The 25,565-nt window shown below is 66.5% G+C and carries 23 protein-coding genes and 1 tRNA gene; 10 read left to right on the top strand and 14 right to left on the bottom strand.

Annotated features, from left to right (window positions below; translation table 11 throughout):
• Nucleotides 1-58: 58 nt before the first annotated feature.
• Together GQY20_RS01195 and GQY20_RS01190 are read left to right on the top strand one after the other, a co-directional pair.
• A complete protein-coding gene (locus GQY20_RS01195) occupies nucleotides 59-1,516 on the top strand; it encodes an aldehyde dehydrogenase family protein (protein ID WP_157215214.1) in 1,458 nt (485 codons plus the stop codon).
• Nucleotides 1,513-2,283 carry an SDR family oxidoreductase gene (locus GQY20_RS01190; RefSeq protein WP_157215213.1) on the top strand — a complete coding sequence of 257 codons (771 nt, stop codon included), beginning with the start codon at nucleotides 1,513-1,515 and terminating at the stop codon, nucleotides 2,281-2,283. Before GQY20_RS01195 ends, GQY20_RS01190 begins: the two co-directional genes overlap by 4 nt.
• Before the next feature lie 123 nt (nucleotides 2,284-2,406).
• On the opposite strand, the gene GQY20_RS01185 is transcribed toward GQY20_RS01190, so the two are convergent.
• The gene (locus tag GQY20_RS01185) at nucleotides 2,407-3,432 is read right to left on the bottom strand and encodes an NAD-dependent epimerase/dehydratase family protein (RefSeq protein ID WP_157215212.1); all 1,026 of its coding nucleotides are present in this window, start codon (nucleotides 3,430-3,432) and stop codon (nucleotides 2,407-2,409) included.
• Complete coding sequence (locus tag GQY20_RS01180) at nucleotides 3,429-4,448, bottom strand: LLM class flavin-dependent oxidoreductase (protein WP_198350803.1); 1,020 nt, start codon at nucleotides 4,446-4,448, stop codon at nucleotides 3,429-3,431. The genes GQY20_RS01185 and GQY20_RS01180 overlap by 4 nt, the downstream gene beginning before the upstream one ends.
• A 375-nt stretch (nucleotides 4,449-4,823) precedes the next feature.
• Here GQY20_RS01180 and GQY20_RS01170 point away from each other — a divergent pair, with 375 nt between their 5' ends.
• Complete coding sequence (locus GQY20_RS01170; protein ID WP_157215209.1) at nucleotides 4,824-6,995, top strand: molybdopterin-containing oxidoreductase family protein; 2,172 nt, start codon at nucleotides 4,824-4,826, stop codon at nucleotides 6,993-6,995.
• A gap of 106 nt (nucleotides 6,996-7,101) precedes the next feature.
• On the opposite strand, the gene GQY20_RS01165 is transcribed toward GQY20_RS01170, so the two are convergent.
• The 4 genes from GQY20_RS01165 to GQY20_RS01150 all read right to left on the bottom strand — a co-directional run bounded on the left by GQY20_RS01165 (nucleotide 7,102) and on the right by GQY20_RS01150 (nucleotide 10,165).
• A complete protein-coding gene (locus GQY20_RS01165; protein WP_157215208.1) occupies nucleotides 7,102-7,959 on the bottom strand; it encodes an SDR family NAD(P)-dependent oxidoreductase in 858 nt (285 codons plus the stop codon).
• A gap of 69 nt (nucleotides 7,960-8,028) precedes the next feature.
• The gene (locus GQY20_RS01160) at nucleotides 8,029-8,946 is read right to left on the bottom strand and encodes an NAD-dependent epimerase/dehydratase family protein (protein ID WP_157215207.1); all 918 of its coding nucleotides are present in this window, start codon (nucleotides 8,944-8,946) and stop codon (nucleotides 8,029-8,031) included.
• Between the two features lie 20 nt (nucleotides 8,947-8,966).
• On the bottom strand, nucleotides 8,967-9,344 hold the full coding sequence (locus GQY20_RS01155; RefSeq protein WP_157215206.1) for a carboxymuconolactone decarboxylase family protein: 378 nt from the start codon (nucleotides 9,342-9,344) through the stop codon (nucleotides 8,967-8,969).
• The gene (locus GQY20_RS01150; RefSeq protein ID WP_157215205.1) at nucleotides 9,341-10,165 is read right to left on the bottom strand and encodes a coniferyl-alcohol dehydrogenase; all 825 of its coding nucleotides are present in this window, start codon (nucleotides 10,163-10,165) and stop codon (nucleotides 9,341-9,343) included. The genes GQY20_RS01155 and GQY20_RS01150 overlap by 4 nt, the downstream gene beginning before the upstream one ends.
• 236 nt (nucleotides 10,166-10,401) lie before the next feature.
• Between GQY20_RS01150 and GQY20_RS01145 the strand changes: the two genes are divergently transcribed.
• Complete coding sequence (locus GQY20_RS01145) at nucleotides 10,402-11,175, top strand: SDR family NAD(P)-dependent oxidoreductase (RefSeq protein ID WP_157215204.1); 774 nt, start codon at nucleotides 10,402-10,404, stop codon at nucleotides 11,173-11,175.
• Between the two features lie 167 nt (nucleotides 11,176-11,342).
• Complete coding sequence (locus GQY20_RS01140; protein WP_157215203.1) at nucleotides 11,343-12,176, top strand: SDR family NAD(P)-dependent oxidoreductase; 834 nt, start codon at nucleotides 11,343-11,345, stop codon at nucleotides 12,174-12,176.
• Nucleotides 12,177-12,222: 46 nt separating this feature from the next.
• On the opposite strand, the gene GQY20_RS01135 is transcribed toward GQY20_RS01140, so the two are convergent.
• From GQY20_RS01135 to GQY20_RS01120, 4 genes are read right to left on the bottom strand one after another with little or no spacing between them, the layout of a single operon-like run.
• Nucleotides 12,223-13,482, bottom strand: coding sequence for an adenosylmethionine--8-amino-7-oxononanoate transaminase (locus tag GQY20_RS01135; RefSeq protein WP_157215202.1), 1,260 nt, complete (start codon nucleotides 13,480-13,482; stop codon nucleotides 12,223-12,225).
• A complete protein-coding gene (bioD, locus tag GQY20_RS01130; RefSeq protein WP_157215201.1) occupies nucleotides 13,479-14,105 on the bottom strand; it encodes a dethiobiotin synthase in 627 nt (208 codons plus the stop codon). Before bioD ends, GQY20_RS01135 begins: the two co-directional genes overlap by 4 nt.
• Nucleotides 14,102-14,839, bottom strand: coding sequence for a methyltransferase domain-containing protein (locus tag GQY20_RS01125; RefSeq protein ID WP_157215200.1), 738 nt, complete (start codon nucleotides 14,837-14,839; stop codon nucleotides 14,102-14,104). The genes bioD and GQY20_RS01125 overlap by 4 nt, the downstream gene beginning before the upstream one ends.
• Nucleotides 14,836-15,960 carry an 8-amino-7-oxononanoate synthase gene (locus GQY20_RS01120; protein WP_157215199.1) on the bottom strand — a complete coding sequence of 375 codons (1,125 nt, stop codon included), beginning with the start codon at nucleotides 15,958-15,960 and terminating at the stop codon, nucleotides 14,836-14,838. The genes GQY20_RS01125 and GQY20_RS01120 overlap by 4 nt, the downstream gene beginning before the upstream one ends.
• Nucleotides 15,961-16,116: 156 nt before the next feature.
• On the opposite strand from GQY20_RS01120, the gene GQY20_RS01115 reads away from it, so the two are divergent.
• Nucleotides 16,117-16,785, top strand: coding sequence for an esterase/lipase family protein (locus GQY20_RS01115; RefSeq protein WP_157215198.1), 669 nt, complete (start codon nucleotides 16,117-16,119; stop codon nucleotides 16,783-16,785).
• Nucleotides 16,786-16,802: 17 nt separating this feature from the next.
• Here the strand turns inward: GQY20_RS01115 and GQY20_RS01110 are convergent, their stop codons facing one another.
• Nucleotides 16,803-17,198, bottom strand: coding sequence for an acyl-CoA thioesterase (locus tag GQY20_RS01110; protein ID WP_157215197.1), 396 nt, complete (start codon nucleotides 17,196-17,198; stop codon nucleotides 16,803-16,805).
• A gap of 186 nt (nucleotides 17,199-17,384) precedes the next feature.
• Nucleotides 17,385-19,439, bottom strand: a complete 2,055-nt coding sequence (locus GQY20_RS01105) for a S9 family peptidase (protein ID WP_157215196.1) — start codon at nucleotides 19,437-19,439, stop codon at nucleotides 17,385-17,387.
• Between the two features lie 77 nt (nucleotides 19,440-19,516).
• Between GQY20_RS01105 and GQY20_RS01100 the strand changes: the two genes are divergently transcribed.
• The 3 genes from GQY20_RS01100 to GQY20_RS01085 all read left to right on the top strand — a co-directional run bounded on the left by GQY20_RS01100 (nucleotide 19,517) and on the right by GQY20_RS01085 (nucleotide 22,422).
• Nucleotides 19,517-21,298: an aminopeptidase P family protein gene (locus GQY20_RS01100; protein WP_157215195.1), complete on the top strand. Its 1,782-nt coding sequence runs from the start codon at nucleotides 19,517-19,519 to the stop codon at nucleotides 21,296-21,298.
• A 156-nt stretch (nucleotides 21,299-21,454) separates the two neighbouring features.
• Entirely contained in the window at nucleotides 21,455-22,069 is a 615-nt protein-coding gene (locus GQY20_RS01095) for a glutathione peroxidase (protein ID WP_157215194.1), read from the top strand.
• Between the two features lie 278 nt (nucleotides 22,070-22,347).
• Nucleotides 22,348-22,422, top strand: a tRNA-Thr gene (locus GQY20_RS01085).
• A gap of 178 nt (nucleotides 22,423-22,600) precedes the next feature.
• On the opposite strand, the gene GQY20_RS01080 is transcribed toward GQY20_RS01085, so the two are convergent.
• Nucleotides 22,601-23,287 carry a hypothetical protein gene (locus GQY20_RS01080; RefSeq protein WP_157215192.1) on the bottom strand — a complete coding sequence of 229 codons (687 nt, stop codon included), beginning with the start codon at nucleotides 23,285-23,287 and terminating at the stop codon, nucleotides 22,601-22,603.
• A 689-nt stretch (nucleotides 23,288-23,976) separates the two neighbouring features.
• Here GQY20_RS01080 and GQY20_RS01075 point away from each other — a divergent pair.
• Nucleotides 23,977-24,807, top strand: a complete 831-nt coding sequence (locus GQY20_RS01075) for a hypothetical protein (protein ID WP_157215191.1) — start codon at nucleotides 23,977-23,979, stop codon at nucleotides 24,805-24,807.
• Nucleotides 24,808-24,951: 144 nt separating this feature from the next.
• On the opposite strand, the gene GQY20_RS01070 is transcribed toward GQY20_RS01075, so the two are convergent.
• On the bottom strand, nucleotides 24,952-25,551 hold the full coding sequence (locus GQY20_RS01070) for a hypothetical protein (RefSeq protein WP_157215190.1): 600 nt from the start codon (nucleotides 25,549-25,551) through the stop codon (nucleotides 24,952-24,954).
• Between the last annotated feature and the right edge of the window lie 14 nt (nucleotides 25,552-25,565).

Below are 25,565 nucleotides of genomic sequence, written 5' to 3'. Positions count from 1 at the left end.
AGTCGAAGGGTCAGGATGACGAAAGAGAGGTGTCATCCCCGAAACCAAGGATCGGACCATGAGCGACTTTCCCGATTCCCTGCTCTACATCGACGGCGTGCAGCGCCCGGCCGAGAACGGCCGCACCTATGAGAATATCGCGCCAGCCACCGCCAAGCCGGTCGGCCGCGCGGCGGACGGATCGCAGGCCGATATGGAGGAGGCGATCGCGGCGGCGCACCGCGCCTTCCACCAGAGCGACTGGCCGACAAATGTTGCGCTGCGCGTTGCCATGCTACGCAAGCTGCAGGCCGAGCTGCGCCGCCTCGCCGACATCTATCGCGACCGCATCGCGGCCGAGACCGGCGCCACCGCGGGCGTGATCGCCGGGCCGGGCCTCTATTTCCCGATCGAGATGATGACATGGACGATCGATCTCGCCGAACGCTACGAATATCGCCGTGACATCGGCGTCACCAGCCTGATGGGCACGCCCAGCCGCCGCCTCGTGTTCAAGGAGGCGGCCGGCGTCGTCGGCGCGATCACGCCGTGGAACATGCCGGTGCAGATCAACCTCGCCAAGCTGACCGCCGCGCTCGGCGCCGGTTGCACCATGGTGCTGAAGCCCGCGCCGGACACGCCCTGGACGGCGACGATCATCGGCGAGGCGGCCGCGAACATCGGCCTGCCCGCGGGGGTGCTCAACATCGTCACCAGCGCGGACAAGGCGACGCTCGGCGAGCAGCTCGTCGCCGATCCGCGCGTCGACGTCATCTCCTTCACCGGATCGACCGGGGTGGGCCGGCGCATCGCCGAGGCCGCGGCGCCCACGCTCAAGCGCGTCTTCCTCGAGCTGGGCGGCAAATCGGCGAACATCGTGCTCGACGACGCCAAATTCCCCGACGCGCTCTATGGCGCCGCCGCGGTTTGCTACCATGCCGGCCAGGGTTGCGCGTTGCCGACCCGCATCCTGCTGCCGCGCTCGCGCTACGAGGAGGGCGTGCAGACGCTGAAGGCGATCTATGAGAGCATCCCGTTCGGCGATCCTTCCAGCCCCGAGCAGATCCTCGGCCCGGTGATCTCGCAATCCCAGTTCGATCGCGTCAGCGGCTATATCGAGCTGGGCGTCGAGGAGGGCGCGCGGCTGGTGACCGGCGGCGTCGCCGAGGGGCTGGACGGCTATTATATTAAGCCGACTTTGTTCGCCGACGTCACCAACGATATGCGCATCGCCCAGGAGGAGATTTTCGGCCCCGTTCTGGTCGCCATCCCGCATGACGGCGACGACGATGCGGTGCGCATCGCCAATGATTCCGTCTACGGCCTCAGCGGCGCGGTGCAGTCCGCCGATCCCGACCGCGCGCTCGCCGTCGCGCGGCGCATCCGCACCGGCGGCGTCAACGTGAACAGCGCCAACTACTTCGCCGCCGACGCGCCCTTCGGCGGCTACAAACAGTCGGGCCTCGGCCGCGAGATGGGTGTCGAGGGTTTCGAGGAATATCTGCAGACCAAGACCGTGGCACTGGAGGCGGCATGAGCGCGAAGGACAAGGTCGTCATCGTCACCGGCGGCGCGCGCAACATGGGCTTTCATTGCGCCGCCGGCCTCGTCCGCCGCGGCGCCAAGGTCGCCATTATCGCGCGCGGCGAAGAGGCGCTGGCCGAGGCGAAGCGGAAGCTGGGCAGCGACGTGCTCACCATTGCCGCGCAACTGTCCGAGCGAACCCAGATCGAGGATGCGATCGCGCAGGTCGCCGATCATTTCGGCGGGATCGACGGCATCGTGAACAATGCCGGCGTCGCCTATCCCAACCGCGTCGAAAGTCTCGATCCCGATCAGGTGCTGGAACAGACCGCGATCAATCTGCTCGCCCCGATCTTCGCCTGTCGCGCGATCATCCCGCATCTGCGCGCGCGGGGTGGCGGACGCATCGTCAACGTCTCCTCGGCGACGGTGCATGTCGAGGGCGCGTTCAGCTTCCTCTCCATCTACGGCGCCACCAAGGCGGGGCTGGAGCGCTTCACCGACGAGCTGCGCTACGAGGTGCAGCGCGACAATATCGCCGTCACCAGCTTCATCCCCGGCGATACCTCGACCGGCTTCGGCACCGGCTGGGATCCCGACGTGGTGCAGGAAGCCTATGCCGACTGGATGGAGCGCGGGCCTTATTGGAACGGGATGATGCCGGTAGAGGCGGTCGGCGAGGAGATCGCCCACATCTTCGACCTGCCGTCGAATGTCACCTATGAGTTCATGATGCTGCGGCCCGTGGGACGCAGCGGCAAGGTGCTAGAAGGCGGCTGATCCTTCTACATCCTCCCCCGAAGGGGGAGGGGGACCGCCAGCCGCAGGCTGGTGGTGGAGGGGCGAGCCGCTTGTTGAAATCGATGCCGTTCGCTTGGGGTGGGCGGCGGCCCCTCCACCGCGCTACGCGCGGTCCCCCTCCCCCTTTGGGGGAGGATGAGCGTATCCCCGCCGCGTCTTGTAGAAATCGACCGCTGCGCGCACCGATTCCTCCACCGGCCGCGGCGACCAGCCCAATTCCCGCCGCGCCTTGCTCGCATCCATGTCGGGCAGGATGTGGCTGAGCCGCGCGCTTTCGACCGAGAGCTGGCTGTCGCGCCCGCGCAGCTTCGAGACGACGTCCGCGCCGAAGCCGAGCGCATAGAGCATCCAGATCGGCATCTTGCGGAAACGCACCTTCCGTCCCGCCTGGTCCGCCGCCATCTCGTAGAGCTGCTGCTGGGTGAGCCAGCGTTCGGAGACGATGTAGCGCTCGCCGATGCGCCCCTTTTTCTCGGCGAGCAGCATCGCCTCGGCCGCATCCTCGACGCCCACGCAGGCAAGGCCGGCGTCGATCGCAACGGGCAGCTCGCCAAATGCCGCGGCCGAGAGCAGCCGGCCGTGCGGGGTGAGCGCATAGTCGCCCGGCCCATAGGTGTTGGCGACGTTCATCGCGATGCCGGGCAGGCCATGCTCGCGCACATAGCCGAAGAACAGCTCCTCCGCCTCGACCCGGCAGCGTATGTAGTTGCCCGCGGTCCTGCCGTAGTTGAACCGGTCTTCCTCGGTCGACACGCCCGTGCCGTTGATGCCGATCGTGGCGATGGTGCTGGTGAAGATGAAGCGCTTGATCCCTTCCGCCAGCGCCGCGTCCATCACGTTGCGCAGCCCCTCGACATTGACGCGGTGCATCGGCGCCGGATCGCGCAGCCAGGCCTGCGTATTGACGACGCAGTGGAACAGGCTCTCGCAGCCTGCGACCGCGGCGGCCACCGCTTCGCGATCCGTGACGTCGCCATAGGCCCACTCGACCGGCAGGTCGCTTATGCCCTCGACGTTGGTCGACCTGCGCACGAAGGCGCGCACCCTGCGCCCCTCGGCCACCAGCTTGCGCACGACATGGCTGCCGAGGAAGCCGCCCGCGCCGGTGACGAGGACGATGCCGCTCATAGCCGCCCCATCACCTCTTCGACGAAGAGGGTGAGGCAGCGCCAGCCGCGCTCGGGCGACAGGCCGCCGACCAGAGGATGCAGGATCGGCCGGAAGGCGCCTTCGTCGAGCCGTCGCCGGGCGCGCTCCAGGCATTGGTCGGGCGACAGGATCTCGAAGATGCCGCTGGCGCGCAGCTCCTCGATCGAGCCGCTGTCGGTGGCGTAGTGGCGCTTCACGCGCGCCTTGCTCCACGCCGAATATTGCCGGTTTTCCTTGAGGATGTTCGGGCCGATCTCCTCCCAGGCGCGGTCCGGGTCGGGATCGACGAAGAGGATCGAGAGATCGCTGAACGAGGAGACATGCGCCGGCTTGCCCAGCCGCTCGGCCTCGGCGCGATAGATCGCCTCGATCTCGGGCATCGGCTGGCCGGGCAGGAAGGGCAGCCCCCAACGCGCCGCGCGCTTCGCCGCGGAGATGCTCATCCCGCCATACCAGAAGGGCGGGTGCGGATCGGTGTAGGGCCGCGGCGAGACATGGACGGTGCGGCCGCGATAGTCGAACGGCTCGCCCGACCAGGCCTTGAGCAAGGTATCGATCAGAAAATCGGTGGCCTCGCCACGCGCCGCGAAGTTGCGGTCCATCACATGATATTCGCTCTCGCGATAGCCCTGGCCGAGCACGAAGCTGAAGCGGCCGCGGCTGATGAGGTCGATCACCGCGATATCCTCGGCCAGCCGGATCGGATCGTAGAGCGTCGCGAGGATGGCGGAGGCGCGCAGCCCGATCCGCTCGGTGCGCGAGGCCATGGCGGCGGCGAGGACGAGCGGCGAGGGCATCCAGCCGATCTCGGCGTCATGATGCTCCTCGACATTGACGACCGCGAAGCCGTTGGCGTCGGCATAGGCCGCCATCTCGATCGCGGTGCGATAGCGATCGGATTCGCCCGAGCGCGTCTCGGCCGCGCCGCTCATGTTGAAGCGCAGCACGGGCTGGAGGCCGGCGCCCAATCCGGCGATCTCTTCCGCAACCAGCATCCGGCCCTTCCCCTCGCTCGCCTGTCGTGCCGCGGCGTCTTGCCGGCCGTCTTTCACGGAGCGAGCTTAGACTAGGGGCAGCACCGGGCACATCAAGGGCGGCGAGGAGGCTTTGCGTCCGAAAGGACAAGGGTGGCCGCTTGGCAAAAGACATGGCGCTGCTGGGCGAGTCGAAGCGAGACTAAGCTGGCAGTCGGAAACGATGGGCATAATTCCCCGTTCGTGCTGAGCCTGTCGAAGCACTCCCTTCTTCTTCGGTTCCCGGGAAGACAGAAGGAGAAGGAAAGGGCTTCGACAGGCTCAGCCCGAACGGTGTTGGAGGTGTTCACTGTCAGAGCCTAGAATGACGTCACGATACAAAACCGGAGAGGGCCGATGAGCCGCAGCGAAGCATTGTCCTTCTGCCGCATCTGCATGGGATCGTGCGGCATGGTGGTGACGCTCGACGAGGAGCGCCGTCTCGTCGACATCCGCGCCGACCGCGAGGATCCGCAGACTTTGGGCTTCGCCTGCTTCAAGGGCCTGCGCGCGGTAGAGGCGCATTACAGCGCGAACCGCGTGCTGCGGCCGCTGAAACGGATGCCGGACGGCGCCTTTGCCGAGATCGGCATCGAGCAGGCGCTCGACGAGATCGCCGAGCGGCTGGCCGCGATCCGGAAGGCGCATGGGCCGGAGGCGATCGCCGGCTACAAGGGCGGCGGCGGCTTCTTCACCTCCTCCGCCGTCACCCTGCTGATCGAATGGCTGCAGGCGCTGGGATCGCCCAAGGCCTATAGCTCCGCGACGATCGACCAGTCCGCCAAGATGGTCACGGCCGGCCGGATCGGATTGTGGCCGCCGGGAAAACCGACGATCGCCCAGTGCGAGGTGCTGATGCTGCTCGGCACCAACCCGCTCGTCTCGCAGAATCCGCCCTTCGACGTGCGCAATCCGGTGAAGCGGATGAAGGAGGCCAAGGCGCGGGGCATGAAGCTGATCGTCATCGATCCGCGCCGCACCGAGACTGCCCAATTCGCCGACCTGCTGATCCAGCCGCTGCCCGGCGAGGACGTGTCCGTGCTCGCCGCGATCCTCCACATCATCCTTGCCAATGGCTGGGAGGACAGGGAATTCTGCGAGGCCAATGTCGCCGATCTGGAGACGCTCCGCACCGCCGTCGCGCCGTTCACGCCCGCTTATGCTGCGGCCCGCGCCGACGTGAAGGCGAAGGATCTGGTCGAGGCGGCGCGGCTGTTCGCGGCGTCCGGGCTGAACGGCATCGCCGGCAGCTCGACCGGGCCGGACATGGGCCCCTTCTCCAATCTCGCCGCGCATCTGATCGAGGCGATCAACGTGGTCTGCGGGCGCTTCCTGCGCGCGGGCGATCCGGTGCCCAATCCCGGTGCGATCCTGCCGCGCTATCCGCGCCGCGCGCAGGCGATCCCGGCGCCGCGCTGGTGGGACCATGGCCCGAAGAGCCGCATCGACGGATCGGGCATGCTCGCCGAGGAGATGATGACCGGCGTGCTCGCCGACGAGATATTGACGCCGGGCGAGGGCCAGGTGCGCGCGCTGATCGTCCATGGCGGCAATCCCGCCTCGTCGGTGCCGGACCAGCGCAAGATCGTCCGTGCGCTGCGCTCGCTCGACCTGCTCGTCTGCATCGAGCCGACCATGTCGGTCACCGCGGAGCTCGCCGACTATATCCTGCCGCCCTACATGCAATATGAGCGGCCGGACCTGCCCTTCTGGCTCTACGAATATATGATCTACCAGGACGAGGCCTATACCCGCTACACGCCGGCGGTGGCCGCGCCGCCCGAGGGCGCCGCGCTGGTCCATGATCATGAGATATTCTGGGGCCTTGCGAAGCGGCTCGGCATCCCCCTCACCTGGCGGGGCGTGCCGCTCGACATGGAAACGTCGCCGAGCGTCGACGACATGCTGGCGATCGCGGCCAAGGACGCGCCGGTCTCGCTCGACGAGATCAAGCGCCATCCGCGCGGGCTGATCGTCGATGGCGAGCCGCAATATGTGGAGCCGGCCGAACCGGGCTGGACCGGCCGCTTCACGGTGATGCCGGACGATGTCCGCGCCGAGCTCGACGCCGCACGCCGCGAAGGCGAGCAGAACGAGGACGGGCGCTTCTTCTATCGCCTTGCCGTGCGGCGGCTGCGCGAGACGTTCAACTCGGTCGGCCGCGACCTGCCGACGACGCGCAAGCGCGTTCCCTACAACCGCGCGTATATGAATCCCGACGATCTCGCCGTACTGTCGATCGGCGCCGGCGACGAGGTGGAGATCAGCTCGGCGCGCGGATCGGTGGTGGCAGTGGCCGAGTCCGACGCGACCTTGCGCCGGCGGGTGGTGACGCTGGCGCACGGCTTCGGCGGTCTGCCGGATGCGGCGAGCAATCGCGGCTATTATCAGGACGGCGTGTCGACCAACCTGCTGCTCGACGACGAACGGCGCGAGACGATCAACGCCATGCCGCAGATGACCGGGATTCGCATCGCGCTGCGGCGGGCGGGGCGGGTTAAGGTGTCCCACCAACGTCCGTCATCCTGACGAAAGTCAGGATCCATTCGCCGCAGCGTCGCGTCTTATCGGCACCGCTGCGGCGAATGGATCCCGGATCAAGTCCGGAATGACGGGTAATGGGATATCCCGTGCCTTACCGCACGATCGCCGGATGCGGGATGCGCGGCTCGCCGAGCATCTCGCGATAGGAAGGCGGCACGACGCCATTGTCGTCCGTGATGCCGTATTTCTGCGCGATCTCGGCGCCGATCAGCGTCTGGCCGGACAGCGTCATCAGCTCGGGGTCGTCGTAGAGCGCGCGGATGACGCGGCCGGTGAACTCCGGCGATTCCGCGACCTTCATGAACTCCTCATATTGCTCCGGATGCGCCTTGGCGGCGACGTCGGTGCGGTGCGTCTTGAGCGGGCCCATCCAGATCGAGACGGCGGCGACGTCGAAATCGCGCAGGTCCACCGCCATGTCCGCGGCGAACTTGTCGACGCCGGCCTTCTGCGCGCCATAGGCGGCGCCATGCATGTAGCAGGCGGAGCCGAAGGAGGAGGAGAAGGTGATCAGCCCGCGGCGGCGCTTCACCATCAGCGGCGCGGCATAATAAGAGGCGACATATTGACTGCGCAGGCCGACATCGAGAATGTCGACCAGGGCGAGCGGCTTTTCCCAGAAGACGCCGGGATTGATCAGATCGTCGTCGATATAGGCGACGTTGTTGACGAGGATATCGAGCTGGCCCTGCTCCTCGGCGACGCGGTCCATCAGCGCCTTGACCTCGGCATCGTTGCGATGGTCGACGCCGACGGCGATGCCCTTGCCGCCGGCGGCGGTGATCGCCTCGGCCGTCTCGCGGATCGTGCCGGCGAACTTGGACTGGCCCTCCGCGGTGGTACGGCCGGTGACGTAGACGGTCGCCCCCGTCTGCCCCAGCCCGATCGCAACGCCCCGCCCCGCACCGCGGCTCGCGCCCGTCACGATCGCCACTGTCTTGTCGGCCATTCTCACGTCTCCGTTTTTAATCCGTCCAACCCCTCATTCCCGCCTTCGCGGGAATGAGGGTAGCGTTACCTACATCCCGTTGCGCGCCTTGAAGTCGCCCACCAGGAACTCGACCGCATTGCGGATGTCGTTGCGGCGATAGCCGAGCAGCGCCGTCTCCGCGGGATCCGGGTCATAATAGATGGTGCCGCCGCGGCCGGCGAACATCGTCGCGTCCGGAAACAGCGGATGCTCCTGGTCGATCACCGGCAGCGTCACGTCGCTGCCCGCCGCGTCGAAGAACATCTGGATATATTGTTGCCAGGACAGATTCTCGTCGCCGACCAGATAGGCCTTGGCCGGCTCGCCGCGCTCCAGCGCGCCGGCCACCGCCTCGGCGAGCGACTGGGTGGAGATGCAGTTGGCGCCGCCCGGCGGAGCGAAGTATGGAATGCCCTCCAACTGGCCCATCGCGTAGCTGATGTAATAATCGAAGAAGGAGACGGCGAGGCCTGGGATCGAACCGACCACGATCGGCGCGTTCACGCTGGTGACGCGGAATTCCGGCGTGTTCAGCGCGCGGATGCCCTCGTCCGCGAGATGGCGCGAGCGGACATAGTCGTTGGTCTCGATCAGCTGCGGCGCGGCCTGCGGATAATAGCTGCCGATATAGACGGCGACGGGAATGCCCGCCTCGCGCGCCAACGCGAAGAATTTGGGCACGCCGATCGAATTGGCGCGCTCATAATGGGCCGACGGGTCCGCGCCCTCGGGGATGTGGCGGATGTCGTTGCCCGCGCCGAACACCAGCGCGTCGAAGCCCTTGAGCTGGTCGACGGTGAAATCGCCGTCCAGATAGCTGCCCTTGATGAAGGGGAAGGTGACGAGCTCGGTCCCTGCCGACGGCGCGTTGCGCGCGGCGAGGGTGACGTCATGACCGAGCGACTTCAGGTGGGTGGCGCAATGCGCGCCGATCATGCCCGTGCCGCCAACCAGCAAAATCTTCATCTACAGTCTCCCGGCGGGCTTCAGCCCTGCTTGTGATCGTCGAGTACCTTGCGCAGCACGCCGAGCAGGGTCGAGCCGCGCGGATGGCCGACATAATGGACGAGGAAGACGGCGACCTCCTCCGCCTGCTCCGGCGTCAGCTCGCCATTGGCGAGCGCGGCGCGCAGCTGGATCTCCAATATGCCGGCATCGCCGAGCGTCGCGGCGACGCCGAAGATCATCAGCCTCCGGTCGCGCACGCTCAATATGTCGCGCGACCAGACCTCCGCGAACAATTGCTCGATCGTGTTGGTGACATAGTCCGATCGCCCCTCGCGCGGCGGCAGCGGCACGACATCGCCATAGATTTTCCCGAACATCGCCTCGCCGCGATCGCGGCGCTCGTCGCTATGGCTCATGCCTCCATCGCCTCCTTGAGCAGGACCATCGGATCGAACACGCCCATCATCGCGCCCGCGGTGAAGCCGGCATCGGCGACGAGGTTCAGCCCGTTGACGTAGCTCGCGCCCGGCGTGTTGAGGAAGATCAGCGGATAGCTCTGCTCGGCCGAGGAGGAGCGCCGGTTGATCGGCCGGGTGAAGACGTCGATCATCTTGGCGCTGGAGACCGCCTCGAAATCCTTGGTCATGCCGGATTCGGTCGGCCCGGGGCTCAAGAGGTTGATGCGGACGCCCCGTTTGATCAGTTCCTGCGACTGGAGCAGGCCCCAGACGATCACCGCCTCCTTGGCGAAGGTATAGGGATCGCCGAGCTCCGCCAGGCGGGGCTCGGCCCAGGCGAGGCCGGCGTCGTAATCCGGCGTCGCGATCAGCTCGCGGATCGTATCGAGCCGCTGCATATAGCCATTGCCCGCCGTAGAGGCGATGACCGCGATCGCGGAGCCTTCCGGCATCTTAGGCAGCGCCTGCTCGATCAGGTAGCGCACGCTCAGGAAATTGACCTGGATCACCTCGATCGCTGGAAAGGTCTGCGGCAGGCCGGCGCAATAGAACAGCGCATCGATCGGCCCCGGCACGGCGGCCAGCGCGGCATCGATCTGCGCGCGGTCTCGCAGGTCGCAGCTCTGGAAGGAGGCGAGTTCCACCGGTGAGGGCCTGATGTCGAAGCCGTGCACCTCGCCGCCGAGCCGCACCAGCTCGCGCGCCGTCGCCTCGCCGATGCCGGAGAAGCAGCCCACCACCACGCAGCGCTTGCCCTTGTAGGACCAGAGATCGGCCATGCGTCATCCTCTTCTGCTGTATCCGTCCGTCTCTATGGGCTGGCGCCGGGCGACACGAGGGCCGCGATGTTTTGAGAATGGGCCACTTCGTTCGATCGCGCCCGAAACAGGGCGGACGCGCAGGGGATCGGGTGGTCCGCTTCCTTGTCCGGCCGAAGCGGCGCGCCTAGCGTGCCCGCGCAATTGCGAGCGGCGGCCGCACCCGCGCCGCCATGAGGACAATCGAGGGAGACAGGATGGGCGAGGCGCTCTTTCCCGCGGGCTGCGCGCTGGTGATCGGCGGCAGCGGCGGCATCGGCAGCGTGGTGGCGAAGGAGCTGGCGCGCGCCGGCAGCGACGTCGCCATCACCTATCGGCGCAACAAGGCGAAGGCCGACGAAGCGCAGCAGGATATGGACGCGATCGGCGTCAAGGTGACGAGCCACGCGCTCACCACCGGCGACCGCGCGTCGGTGGCGGCCGCGGTCGAGGAAGCGGTGGCGGCGCATGGCCGGATCCACACCGTCGTCTATGCCGCGGCGATGCTCACCGAGCAGGTCGACATCGCCGATATCAGCGACGCGCAATGGACCGAGGCGGTCGAGCAGGATCTCGGCGGCTTCTTCAACGTGCTGAAGGCGACGCTGCCGCATCTGCGCGCCGCGGGCGGCGGATCCTATGTCAATCTCGGCTCGGCCGGCGACCTCTACTGGCCGCCCAAGGATGCGCTGTCGGTGGCGCCCAAGGGCGCGATCGAGGCGCTGATCCGCGGCATCGCCAAGGAGGAAGGCGTCAACAGGATCCGCGCGAACAGCGTGCTGGTCGGCGTGATCGAGGCGGGCATGTTCCTGGAGCTGACCAAGCAGGGCGTGTTCGACCAGGCCTGGACCGACGAGGTGCAGAAGCTGCTCTGCCTCAAGCGCTGGGGCCAGCCGGAGGAGATCGGCCACGCCGTCGCCTTCCTCGCCTCGAACAAGGCGGGATATATCACCGGGCAGCAGATCTCGGTGGCCGGCGGGTTCGGCATTTAGACGTCACAGGGCACATTTTCCCGTTCGTGCTGAGCTTGTCGAAGCACTCCCCTTCTTTTCCGATGTCGAAGGAAGAAGGAACGGCTTCGACAAGCTCAGCCCAAACGGGTTTGCGGTTTCGCGGTTCGGTTGGCCTGGTCGGTCGGCCGCATGTGGGAGAGACAATCATGGATCTGGGTCTGGCCGGCAAGACGGCGATCATCACCGGCGGCAGCGGCGGCATCGGACGCGGGCTGCTAATCGAGTTCGCGCGCGAAGGCCTGAACGTCGTCAGCGCCTCGCGCGATCAGAAGACCGGCGAGGGCATCGCCGAGGAAGCCCGCGCCATGGGCCTGGCCGGCACGATCGTCGCGGTCGCCACCGATGTCACCGATCGCAAGAGCGTCGATGCCATGGTCGCCGTCGCGCATGAGCGGTTCGGGCCGGTCGACGTGCTGATCAACAATGCCGGCGGCGTCGCCCATCCCGCGCCCTTCGAGGATTTCGACGAGGAGGGCCGCCGCTGGGAGATCGCGCTCAACATCGACGGCGTGGTGAATTGCTGCCAAGCGGTGGCGCAGGACATGCTCGGCCGCCAGCAGGGCAGCATCGTCAACATCTCGTCCAACGCTTCGCTGCTTGGCGAGGCGGCGAACGGCACCGTCAATTACGGCGCGACCAAGGGTTATGTGAACAGCTTCTCCAAGGCGCTCGCCTATGAATGGGCGAACCGCAACGTGCGGGTCAACACGATCGCGCCGGGCTGGATCGTGCCCTATGAGGACGACCAGATGGGCCCGGGCAGCTTCTGGAACCGGTTCGGCAAGGATGTCATCGGCACGCCCACTGCGATGGTGGAGTCGATGGAGCAGGGCACGCTGCACAATATCAGCAACCTGCCGCTGAAGCGGCTCGGCCGGCCGGAGGACATCGCCTATGCCGCGCTGTTCTTCGCGTCCGACCGGTCGAGCTACATGACGGGGCAGCTGGTCAGCGTCGGCGGCGGCGCCTGGATGTTCTGAACCATCGTCCCCCGTTGCCCCGCAGCAGCAGGAGGATGAAGGCCGCTTATGCCCAGTCCCGCTCCGCCGCCTCGCCGATCGCCGCATAGATGCGATCGAGATCGTCCGTCTCGATGCAATAAGGCGGCATGACGTAGATGGTGTTGCCCATCGTCCGCAGCAGCAGCCCCCGATCGCGGAAGAAGGCGGTGAGCCGGGGGCCGAGCCCGGCGAGATAGCCGCCATCGTCCACCGCCATCTCCATCGCCGCGATCGTGCCGCAGCGGCGCAGGTCGACCAGCCGATCGTGGCCGGCAAGTCCCCGCAGCCTCTCCTCCTGCATCGCGCCCAGCGCCGCGATGCGCTCCCGCACCGGCTCCTCGCGCCAGATCGCCAGATTGGCGTTGGCCGCCGCGCAGGCGATCGGATTGGCGGTGTAGCTGGAGGAATGGAAGAACATGCGAGACCGGTCCTCGGAGCGATGCGCCTCGAAGATCGGCGCGGCGGCGAGCGTGACCGCCAGCGGCACCGAACCGCCGGTAAGCCCCTTCGACAGGCAGAGGATGTCGGGCGCGACGCCCGCCTGCTCGCAGGCCAGCAGCGTGCCGGTGCGGCCCCAGCCGGTCATCACCTCGTCGAGGATGAACAGCACGTCGTGCGCGGCGCAGATCGCGCGCATCTCGCGCAGCACGGCGGGCCCGTACATGCGCATGCCGCCCGCGCCGAGGACGAGCGGCTCGACGATGAAGGCCGCCGGCCGCTCGGGCGCGCGGCACAGCCGCTCGAGCGCGTCGAGGGTCGCCTGCTCGGCTCCCGCGACCGGAAAGGGGATGCTGTCGACGTCGAACAGCAGCGGCGCATAGGCGCGATTGTAGACCCCCCGCTCGCCGACCGACATCGCGCCGATCGTATCGCCATGATAGCTCGATTCCATGACGATCAGGCGGTGCCGCGGCGCGCCGATATTGGCCCAGTAGCCGAGCGCCATCTTGATCGCGACCTCGACGCAGGTGGAGCCCGAATCCGAGAAGAAGACATGGGCGAGCGGCGCTGGCATGATGTCGATCAGGCCGCGCGCCAGCGTCTCGGCCGGCTCGTGCGTCCAGCCGGCGAAGATCAGCTGGTCCAGCTGCTCGGTCTGCGCGCGGATCGCCGCCATGATCCGCGGATGGCAATGGCCGTGCGTCGTCACCCACCAGGAAGAGATGCCGTCGACGAAGCGGCCGCCATCCGCGGTGTGGAGCGTCGCGCCCTCGGCATGCGTAACCAGCGGGATAGGCTCGCGCAGGCCATGCTGGGTGAAGGCGTGCCAGACGGGCGAGCTCATGCGGCGAAATCCCCGATGTCGAAATGGACGGCGAAGGCGGCGGCCAGCCGCTCGCGGTTCAGCGGGTCGACGCGCGGCAGCCGGCCCAGCCGCCGGACCCCGCCGATCGCGCAGATGATCTCCTCGTCATCCTGATGCGGCTCGCCGATGAAGGCGAGGCCATGGATGGAAAGTCCGCGTGCGCGTAGCGCCTCCACCGACAGCAGCGCATGGTTGATCGAGCCGAGCCCGGTGCCGACGCACAGCACCACCGGCCAGCCCCAGCGCGCGAACAGATCGGCGAAGAGCGTGGTGCGGGTCAGCGGCACCAGCAGGCCGCCAGCGCCCTCGATCACCAGCAGGCCGGGACAGGACGGCGGCTCCAGCGAGCCGGGATCGATCTCGACCCCTTCCACCGCCGCTGATCTATGCGGCGACGCCGGCAGCTTGAGCCGCCACGCCTCCGGCAGGATGCGCTCCGGCGCGAGGCCGGCGAGCGAGGCAACCGTCTCGCTGTCTGTCGCCTCCTCGAGCCCGGACTGGACGGGCTTCCAGTAAAAGCCATCCAGGGCGCCCACGAGCGCGGCGGAAAACACGGTTTTGCCGATGCCCGTACCGGTGCCGGTAACAACGAAGCCCTTCATTCTCCATCCACCACCACATAGGCGACATGATAGGTCACGCTCGCGCCGCCCGCCTCGAACGCCGCCATCACCCGCCGCAGTTCCGCTGCCGTCGCCGGCCGATGCCCCGCACGCGGGCTCTGCGCGCCGATCCCGCGCAGCGCCGTCAGGAAAGCCCGCGCGTCGGCATGCCGCTCGACGATATGCTCCTCGGCAATGGCGGCGTCGGACAGCGCCGCCAGCTGCGTGATCGACGGATAGAGCGGCGTCGCCGGCTCCAGTCCGGCGAAAACGAAGGCGGCCCGCCATTCCGCGAAGCTCTCCTCCGCCATGGTCGCAAAGGCGATCCGGCCGCCCGGCGCGAGCAGCGCCATGAGCCGCTCGAGCGCGCCCTGCAGATCCGCGAACCATTGGAAGGCGAGGCTCGAACAGATGAGATCGAAGGATTCGGGGGCGAGATCGGGACGCTCACCATCCAGCAGCCGATAGCACAGACCCGGCCCGTCGCCGATACGCGCCCGGCAACGGGCGAGCATTTCCGGCGCGAGGTCGGTCACCGTCCAGTCGCCGCCGATACGCGGGCGCAGCGCCGCGGTGAGGAATCCCGTGCCGCAGCCGATCTCCAGTACGCGCGGCGCCTTCGGGAGGGGCAGCGCGGCGATCCGGCCGGCCAGCGCCTCGGCGACGTGGCGCTGCGTCTGCGCATAAGCGTCATAGGCTTCCGCCCGGCCGAAGGCGGACAGCGGATCGCTCACAGCGCGGCCCCGATCGCCGCCACCAGCGCCGCGACATCTGTTTCCGATACGTTGAGCGTCAGCGAGACGCGCAGCCGCGCGGTGCCGTCCGGCACAGTCGGCGGGCGGATGCCGCGCACGTCGAAGCCCGCCTGCTGCAAGGCACCCGCGACCCGCATGGCGCGGCCATTGTCGCCGAGGATCACCGGCTGGATCTGCGATCCGCTGGCCGCGACGCCCAGTTCGTGCTCGAACAGCGCGGCCGCGGCGGCGACCAGCGCGGCCAGCCGGTCGCGGCGCTCCGGCCGGTCGCGCACCAGCGCCAGCGCGCCGCGGGCGACCGCGGCCATCAGCGGCGACGGCGCGGTCGAGAAGATGAAACCGCGTCCCTGGTTGACGATATAGTCGGTCAGCACGCGCGGGGCCGCGATCAACGCGCCCTCGCAGCCCAGCCCCTTGCCGCAGGTATGCAGGGTGACGACATTCTCGCGCCCTTCCAGCGCGCCGGCGAGCCCCCGCCCATCCGCACCGAACACGCCGGTGGCGTGCGCCTCGTCGATCAGCAGATATGCCTCGTGCCGGTCCGCGATCGCGGCCAGCGCGGCGAGCGGCGCGCGATCGCCATCCATGCTGTAGAGGCTCTCCACCGCGATCCACGGCCGCCCCATGCCGCCCCGCGCGCGCCAGGCGGCGATCGCATCGGCGAAGGCGTCCGCGTCGTTGTGCGCCGCCGGCACGGCTTCGCCGCGGGTCAGCCGCAGGCCTTCATGTGTGCTTGCGTGGATCAGCGCATCGTGGACGATCAGGTCCCCGCGCTGCGGCAGGGTCGCCACCAGCATCGAATTGGCGCCATAGCCGCTGGACAGCCAGAGCGCGCTTTCCGCGCCGAAAAAGGCCGCGGCCTCGGCTTCCAGCGCCTCATGCTCGGGATGGTTGCCGCGCAGCAGGCGCGATCCGCCCGAGCCGAGCGGCACGCCGCGCGCCAGCGCCGCTTCGGCCACCGCCCGCAGCTCGGGGGAAGTCGCGAGGCTGAGATAGTCGTTGGATGCGAAGTCGAGCCCGGCCCGCGGCGCGAGCGCACGCAGCCGATCGCGGCGGGCGAGGCCTTCGAGGTGGCGGCGATGGGGATCGTGCGGGGCCATCGCCGCGCCCCTAGAGCGCTTTTCGCTCCGGCGAAACCATCAAGCCGCATGCGATGCCGGCGGCGGAGATCGGCGGGGCCGGAAAAGCGGGTGCAGCCGGGGGCAAACCGGGCCTCGTTCATTGACGGGAAAGCCGATTTGCCGTTTGAAGAGGCCATGGCCCGTCATCAAATTGTCACTGCCAGGACCGAAAAGCGTCATGCCGTAGCGTCATCGCCCGCCACGGCGCGATTCGCGCCGGCGGTGGTCCGCGGCCGCGGGCAGCCGGTGATGGTGATTCCGGGCTTTCTCGCCACCGATCTGTCCACCGTGCTGATGCGCCGCGCCCTCGAACAGGCTGGCTATCGCGCCTATGGCTGGCGGATGGGCATCAATTTCGGCACGCGCGCCGATACGCTGGTGCGCCTGTCCGCCCGGCTGGACCAGGTTCGCGCCGAAGCGGGCGAGCCGGTCGCGCTGGTCGGCTGGAGCCTCGGCGGCCTGTTCGCGCGCGAGCTTGCCAAGGAGCGCCCCGATGCGGTCACCCGGGTGATCACCATGGGCAGCCCCTTCTCCGGCGATCCGCGCGGCAACCGCGTCTGGCGCCTCTACGAGCTGATCGCCCGTCACCCCGTCGACGCGCCGCCGCTGCCGGTGAACCTGCCGGAAAAGCCGCCGGTGCAGACCGTCGCCATCTGGTCGGCCCGGGACGGTGTGATCGATCCCGCCTGCGCCCGCGGCGAAACCCATGAGCGGGACGCGGCGATCGAGGTCGGCTGCAGCCATCTCGGCATGGTCCGCGCGCCCGACGCGCTGGCCGCGATGATCGGCGCGCTCGCCGGCTGAACCTTATCCGGGACGGGTCATCCCGCCAGGAACGGCGCCGCCACCTCCGCCGGCACCCGCGCGGGCCGGCCGCTCGCCCGGTCGATGATCGCCCACGTCGTGCGTGCCCGCACATGCAACTGGCCGTCGGTGCCGACGAATTCCATATGCCGGTCGAAGCGCGCGCCCTTGGGCGGCTCGGCGATCCAGGTGCGCGCCGTCACCCGCTCGCCCTCGCGCAGCGGGCGCAGATAATCGATCTCGTGCCGCGTCACCACCCAGAGCCACGCCGCGACATGCGCCGGATCGGCGACGGCGAGCCAATGCGCCGTCGCGACGTCCTGGATCCAGCGCACCCACACCGCATTGTTGACATGGCCGAGTTCGTCGATGTCCTCCGCCGCAGCGACGATCTCCTGCTCGAACGGCGTCATGGCAGCGCTCGCGTCATCGATTCGCCTCCAGGACGACTCTCACACCCCACACCCGTTCGGTTCGAGCGAAGTCGAGAACCTCGCCCGAGCGAAGTCGAGGGTTCTTTTCCCTTCTCGGCTTCGCTCGAAGGGGGTTCTCGACTTCGCTCGAACCGAACGGGAGAAGGGGGCGACAGACGTCCACCCTTACCCCGCCATCCCGAGCTGCCACAGGATGAAGGCCTGCTCCTCCGCATCCTCGCGCAGATGCTCGAAGCGGCCGGACTTGCCGCCATGGCCCGCGCCCATATTGGTCTTGAGCAGCAGGATATTGTCGTCGGTCTTGGTCGCGCGCAGCCGCGCGGCCCATTTCGCCGGCTCCCAATAGGTGACGCGCGGATCGTTGAGCCCGGCGGTGATCAGCACCGGCGGATAGGCCTGGGCGCGCACATTGTCATAAGGCGAATAGCTGAGGATCAGGTCGAACGCGGCCTTGTCGGTGATCGGATTGCCCCATTCCGGCCATTCGCCGGGGGTGAGCGGCAGGCTGTCGTCCAGCATCGTGTTGAGCACGTCGACGAACGGCACATGCGCCACCACCGCGCCCCATAGATCGGGATCGCTGTTCATCACCGCGCCCATCAGTTCGCCGCCCGCCGAGCCGCCGGAGATGGAGATGCGCCCCGGCGCGGCGAAGCCCGCCGCGATCAGCCCCTTCGCCACGTCGACGAAATCGGTGAAGGTGTTGGTGCGCTTGGCCAGCGTGCCGTCGCGATACCAGCGATAGCCGAGATCGTCGCCGCCCCGGATATGCGCGATGGCATAGGCGAAGCCGCGGTCGAGCAGCGAGAGGCGCACGGTCGAGAAGCCGGGCGGGATCGCGATGCCATAGGCGCCATAGCCGTAGAGGTGCAGCGGCCCCGATCCGTCCCTGGCGAAATCCTTGCGATAGACGACCGACACGGGCACCAGCGTGCCATCGCGCGCCGGCACGTGCAGCCGCTCGGTCGCATAGGCCGACGCGTCATAGCCGCTCGGTATCTCCTGCACCTTCAGCGTCTCGAACGCGCCCGTCGCCACCGCATAGTCATAGACGGTCGGCGGCGTCACCATCGACTGGTAGGAGAGGCGCAGCGTGCCGACATCATATTCGGGATTGGCGGCCAGGCTCGCGACATAGCTCGCCTCCGGGAAGGGAATGCGCGTCTCGCCGTCGGCATAGCCGCGCAGCAGGATCTGATCGAGCCCGTCCTCGCGGCCCGACACCACGTAGAAGCCGGCGAAGGTGGTGAGCCCGCGCACGTAGAAATGGTCGGACGGCGCCATCACCTCGCGCCAGTCGCCCGGCGCCTCCAGCGGTGCGGCGGCGATGCGGAAATTGGGATGAGTGTCGTTGGTGCGGATGAAGAGCGTGCCGTCATGCTCCTCCACCTCATATTCGCGCCCCGGCTGGCGTGGCGAAACCAGGATCGGCGCCGCCTCGGGATCCGCCAGCGGCACCAGCCGCACCTCGCTGGTGACGTGATCGCCGGTCGAAAGGATCAGGAATCGGCGCGACTGGCTGTGGCCGATGCCCACCTGGAAACCCTCGTCCGCCTCGCGGTAGAGTTCCACGTCGCTGTCCACCGGCGTGCCGATGCGATGCATCCTGGCGACGTCGATCCGCCAATTGTCGTTGACGAGGCCATAGACCAGCGCCGCCGAATCCGCCCGCCAGACCACGCCGCCGAGCGTGCCGGGAATGACGTCCGGCAAATCCTCTCCGGTCGCCAGGTCGCGGATGCGCAGGGTGAAGCGCTCCGATCCATTGTCGTCGACCGCATAGGCGAGCAACCGGCCGTCCGGGCTCTGCGCCATCGCGCCGAGGCGGAAATAGGCCTTGCCCTCGGCCAGCGCCGGCTCGTCGAGGATCAGCACGTCCGGCCCGCCCGCGACGGGGCGGCGATACCAGCGGCGATATTGCTCGCCGGGCCGGTACGCCCACCAGCTCAGCCAGTCGCCATCCTTCACCGGCACGCTGGCCTCGTCCTGCTTCAGCCGGCCCTTCATCTCCTCGAACAGCGTCTCGACCAGCGCCGCGCGCGGCGCCATCGCGCCTGCGAAATAGGCGTTCTCGGCCTCGAGATGGGCGAGGATCACCTTGTCCTCCACCGCCGGATAGCCGGGATCGCGCAGCCAGGCCCAATTATCCTCCACGGTCACGCCATGGCGGGTGAAGCTGTGCGGGCGTGACGGGGCGGTGGGCGGCGCGGGAAGGATCATGGCGAGGGTTCCTTGTCTGGCGCGGCGAGGCGGACGCGCCTATGTTCTATCCCACGCATTTAGGCAGGTATGAGTTCATGTCCACTTACCAGGATCGATTGCAGGCGCTTCGCGAGGAACTGACCAAACGCAGGCTCGACGGCTTCGTCGTCCCCCTCACCGACGAGCATATGAGCGAATATGTCGGCGCCTATGCACAGCGCCTCGCCTGGCTGACCGGATTCCAGGGATCGGCCGGCTCGGCGGTGGTGCTGCCTGCCGAGGCCGCGATCTTCGTCGACGGGCGCTACACGCTGCAGGTGCGCGAGCAGGTGGACGGCAGCCACTGGAGCTACCAGTCGGTGCCGGAGACGAGCGTGGCGAGCTGGCTCAAGGGCCATGCCGCGGAGGGCGCGCGGATCGGCTATGATCCCTGGCTCCACACCAAAGGCTGGGTGAAGCAGGCGCGCGCCGCGCTCAAGGACAAGGGCGCCGAGCTGGTGGCGGTCGACACCAATCCGGTCGACGCGATCTGGCCGGACCGGCCGGCGCCGTCCGAGGCCAAGCTGGTCGTCCATCCCGACGCGCTGGCCGGCAAGAGCGCGGCCGCCAAGCGGCAGGACATCGCCGAATGGCTGACCGCGCAGAAGGCCGACGCGGCCGTGCTCAGCGCGCTCGATTCGATCGCCTGGACGTTCAACATTCGCGGCAAGGATGTCGATCGCACCCCCGTCGCCCTCGCCTACGCCCTCGTCGGTGCCGACGGCACGGCGGACCTGTTCGTCGAGCCGGGCAAGCTCAGCGACGATGTCGCCCAGCATCTCGGCAATGCCGTGCGGCTGCATCCGCGGGATGCCTTTGCCGGCCATCTCGCCGGCCTGTCCGGCAAGCGCGTCATCGCCGATCCCGAGCGCGCCGTCGCCGCGATCTTCGAGGCGCTGGACAAGGCCGGCGCCACCGTGATCGAGGCGCGCGATCCCGCCGTGCTGCCCAAGGCGATCAAGAACGAGGCGGAGATCGCCGGCACCCGCGCCGCCCATCACCGCGACGGCGCGGCGCTCACCCGCTTCCTCCACTGGATGGCGGTGGAGGCGCCGGAGGGCGGCCTCGACGAGCTGACCGCCGCCGCCCGCCTCCAGGCCTTTCGCGAGGAGACCGGCCGGCTCGAGGATCTGAGCTTCGACACCATCTCCGGCGCCGGCCCGAACGGCGCGGTCGTCCACTATCGGGTGAGCGAGGAGACCAACCGGCCGATCGAACCCGGCTCGCTCTTCCTCATCGATTCCGGCGGCCAGTATCAGGACGGTACGACCGACGTGACCCGCACCATCGCGATCGGCACGCCCACCGCCGAGATGCGCGATCGCTTCACCCGCGTGCTCAAGGGCCATATCGCGCTCGCCCGCGCGATCTTCCCGCAGGGCACCCGCGGCGGCCAGCTCGACATCCTCGCCCGCCAATATCTCTGGCAGGCCGGCCTCGATTACGCCCACGGCACCGGCCACGGCGTCGGCAGCTATCTCGGCGTGCATGAGGGGCCGCAGCGCATCGCGACCTTCGGCGGCGGCGACGAGCCGCTGCAGCCCGGCATGATCCTCTCGGACGAGCCCGGCTATTACAAGGCCGGCGAATATGGCATCCGCATCGAGAATCTGGTGCTGGTGACGCCGCAGGCGATTCCCGGCGCGGAAAAGGCGATGCTCGCCTTCGAAACGCTCACCCTGGCGCCGATCGACCGCACGCTGATCGACACCGCCCTGCTCGACCCCGCCGAGCGCGCCTGGGTCGACGCCTATCACGCCCGCGTCCTCGCCGAGATCGGCCCGCTGGTGCCCGAGGACACGCGCGCCTGGCTGGCGGAGGTGACACGGCCGCTCTAGCATGGCGACGAAAACTCACCGTCATCCCAGCGAAAGCTGGGATCACTCTCAACCTCGAGCCGGGCGCGTTTAGAGAGCGATCCCAGCTTTCGCTGGGATGACGAGAAAATCCGCCTGCTGACGATGAAATCGACCGACTTTCGAGAGGAACTGACGATGCGCAAGAAGACCCTGATCCTGTCCGCCGCGGCGGCGCTCATCCTCGGCGGCGGCGCCATCGCCTGGGCCGAATTCCCCGTCGCCCCGCCGACCCCGCCGCTCGCGGGCGCGGCCAGCAAGACGCTGTCCAGCTTCAACCTGGTGGCGATCGACGGCGCGCCGATGCCGCTTTCCAAATATGCCGGCAAGGTCGTGCTGCTGGTCAACACCGCCAGCTTCTGCGGCTTCACGCCCCAATATGAGGGGCTGCAGAAGCTGCAGACCGATTATGCGGCGAAGGGCTTCACCGTGATCGGCGTGCCCTCGGGCGATTTCATGGATCAGGAATATAAGACCAACAAGGAGATTTCGGGCTTCTGCAAGGCGAAGTTCGGGATCAACTTCCCGCTGGCCGAGAAGGGCGACGTGGTCGGCCCCAAGGCGCTGCCGGTCTATCGCTGGGCAGCGGCGGTGCTCGGCCCGGACAAGACGCCGCGCTGGAACTTCCACAAATATCTCGTCGGCCGCGACGGCAAGCTGATCGCCGCCTTCGGCACCAAGACCCCGCCGGGCGACCCCAGCGTCACGGGCGCGATCGAGGCGGCGCTGAAGGCCCCTCCGAAGAAGGCGTAACCTTTCACCCCTCCCCTTTAGGGGAGGGGACGGGGGTGGGGCCTGTCCCAAAGCGCGGCGTTTGCTCATCCCCGCACACGACATCCCGCCCCCGCGCCTGGGCCTTGCGGCGCCGGAGATTCTCCCTGAGCGCCGCGGCGAGCCGCGCGGCGCGTTCCTCATCCTTGGTCGGCATGACCCGTTCGATAGGGCCGTCGACGGCATCGCGGCAAGCGCCTTGACGGACGCGTCCACATTCTCCATAGCGCCGCCTCACCCCGACAGGGGTCGAATCCGGTGCTGCCGTAGCTCAGTGGTAGAGCGCATCCTTGGTAAGGCTGAGGTCGTGAGTTCAATCCTCACCGGCAGCACCATTTTTCCCTAGTAAAACAGTGGTTTAGATCATCCCCGTAGGGGAATCGCCGGTAGGCCCAGCCTCGCCGGTAGGTCACTGCCAAGGACCGGCAAAGGACGTTTCGGCGATTTCCGCGCCAGATACGAAAAAGGGCGAGCCGAAGCCCGCCCTTTTGACGTTCGCGACGATCGCGCCGGTTAGGCTTCGATCTTCAAATCCAGCTTGATCGAATCCGACGACATGCCGGACAGGCGGGCGATTTCGCTTCGGGCGAATGCCAGCACGTCGCCCACGGTTGAGAATGCAGGCGCTTCGTTCACTTCCTCGCGTGCGACAGGCGTTTCAGCAACAGCCTTCTCGGTCGCGACCGGCGTTCCGGTTTCCAGTTCGTCAATCGTGAACCGGACGATTGCGGGATACTCGACAGCCAAGCCCGCCCCCGCCTGCGTGGGAAGATCGGCGTCCGCTGCGTCCAGCTTCACCCACATGCCGAAATCGTCACGAACGGTATGGCCATTTTCGATCCTCGCGGCATAGGATGCGTCGAACCGCTGGCGAACTACGTCCGCCGGGAACAGATACACGTCTACATTCTGCGGGTTTTCGTGATCGTCCACGGCGGACACGATCACAAGTTCAACATCATCCAGCGTCTTCCAACGGGTTCCGTTATCGAGCGGCGGGAAGGCGATCCAACGATCGCGCGTCGTGCGGATGGACGCGACCTTCATTTCGCCGCCCTTCGACGCTTCCCACACGTTGCTCAATCCGCGCCCCGGCTGGCGCTTCATCGAATAGCCCGCCTTCTTCGCGCCTTCGACGGCTGCGCTCACCATCAACCGCCACGAAGCGGTTTCGCCCATTTCCTTCAAACGGTTCGTCATCGTCTTGCCCCTTCGCCAAATCGTTCGGCGCGACCGCTTCGCTCCATATGCGAACCGTATGACTGAATGTGCCGCATACGTCAAACGGTTTGATATGGTATGGCGATATGGTTTGAACCAATTGGTGCGACGAATGCGATCGAACCTCCGGCAAGGCGAAAAAACCCCGATCCCGAAGGACTGGGGGCTGTTGGCCCAACGCAAGCAATTTGGATGCCCCCGGCTCGCACGCATAAAACAAACCGGGGGCACCCATCCCCGCGAGGCAACGGACGAAGGCCCTGCGGGAATTACGGTGACAGTGCACTAATTAGCCCTTAACGGCCTTGCTATCGGATTTGCAGCACTGTTCGAAACAGCGGAGGACGAAACGTGGCTCCTGCGACAAGCCTATCGATCGGCGGTGGCTTCGATCAGGCACAGGCACGCGGGACGGTGTAGGGGCGCCTCCACTCAAGGGCGGCGCGGGCTGAAGTTTAAATAAATGCACGTCACCGTAATAGGTATCTGGATTTCCGGCTTTGCTGTAGCGATGCACAATTCAATGGCGCGAACCGAAGTAGATGCCATTAGCTTGGGTACGCGGCCATATTTGCTTTTAGGAAGCCGGAGCGCTGCGAGTGTATCAAAAGCAGTGCGCACCTGATATCCGACTCCACAAGTCGGAATGACTGCGGCATGATAGCCAGATGGAAGTCAAGAAGCGGCCAACCGCCCTGTTGCTAGCAACGGCTTACGCCGCTTGGCAACTCATCATCCAACCTATCTGGAATCTCAACGTCGAAAATCTGGCTCAACAGGGGAATGTGGATAAGGCCTTTGTTCATGGCCGCGTTGTTGTGACGTGGCTATCAGACATGAGCGCATATGTCCCAAGCTCATTTGGGCTCGGGTTTGTATGTGGGTCTCTGCTGTTCGCATATTGGGATGCGCTTTCCCGGCGCTTCCGAAAACATGTACTAAAGCGAGGTGAGACGGTGTTATCGGACGAGCCGGTAATTCGCGCTTGGCTGGGGAACATGGTCCCACACTTTGACCATGAAGAGAGCGCGTCACCCAGCATTTATCTAACAGTCCTAAACTTCGGAGCGATACCGTTCAAAATTCGCGCGATAGAAGGATTTATTACGCTGTCACATGATAACGGCAATATGGAGAAGGTGGAAACGCGACTGCCACACGCATTCATGAATAAAGAAGATATGGAACGGGAAGTTCCTCCAAATCATCAAATTCTACTAAAATTAATACAACCATTTCCTCCAAGCATTTTGCGGTTAATGCCTGATATATTTAAATCGTCTATACGGCCATATTATGATTTTACAAATTTAAAGATCATACTTTGCTCAGATATTGCTCCGGACAGGGACTTAAGGATTTGGGAGTCTATGCGCCTTACTACTGGAGCATGGTCCGTAAGAGGCGACGAGACTTTCAAGATGTTCAAGACGCCAGAGGAACGAAAACAGTTTGTCGAAAGCTGGACCGCACTGACGAAGTTGCTCATTAAGAGATAAGAGCTGCTAAAGAAAGCATGTATGTGATGGTGAATTCTAAATAACGGTGATGGTGTGAACGGCGCTCTGAGGGAGGTTTGATTCGGTGATGCCGATCCTCCACGGTGTGACTGCCGAAGGTCTGTCACCATAATTACTTTTATCTCATTGCGTCGAGGCCGGAAGATGCCCCGCGACTATATTGATTTCCATCTGCACGCCCTCTGCCAAGCTCGCGTCAAAACCTAGGCTTTTTATATGAGCCCGCCCCAGAAGCGGGGGATTAGCGGCTGCGTCGAGTGTTTTCCGCATGATATATTGTGAAAGGCCATTCGCTGAGGTTGCAGTTCGTGCGACGTGGGTAGCCCAGCCCTGCGAGACCATTGCGTCGAGCAGTTCTTGGTCGGTTTGAGCACCGCGAAACCCGGTTGCGACCACATCGCAGGTCGAGGCTGTGACGACAGACCACGCTTCACCGCCTTCGCCGCCGAAGCGGAAGAAGGTGTTTCTAAAATCGACAGCCGCCTGGGTTCGTGACCGAACATATCGCTTTAGGAGGTCGGGAACAGCCGACAGCGGTTGAGTGCTCCCCGAAGGTGGAAGGTCAACATACATAGTCGCGCCGGCTGGGACGACAACCTGTCCGCCTGCGGCTGACTGCTCGCAAACCGAGATAGCCTTGGAGATTGTCTCGGTGCCTTGCTGCGTCGCCGCTGCCGGAGCGGCCGCAACGACCGCCAGTAAACTCGCAGCGAAAGCTCTCACCAAATGATCCCCTG

Origin of the sequence: Flavisphingomonas formosensis (assembly GCF_009755815.1) — a bacterium.
Classification (GTDB): domain Bacteria; phylum Pseudomonadota; class Alphaproteobacteria; order Sphingomonadales; family Sphingomonadaceae; genus Flavisphingomonas; species Flavisphingomonas formosensis.
The sequence above is the reverse complement of the archived record's forward strand: the minus strand, read 5'-3'. Positions and strand labels throughout refer to the sequence as shown.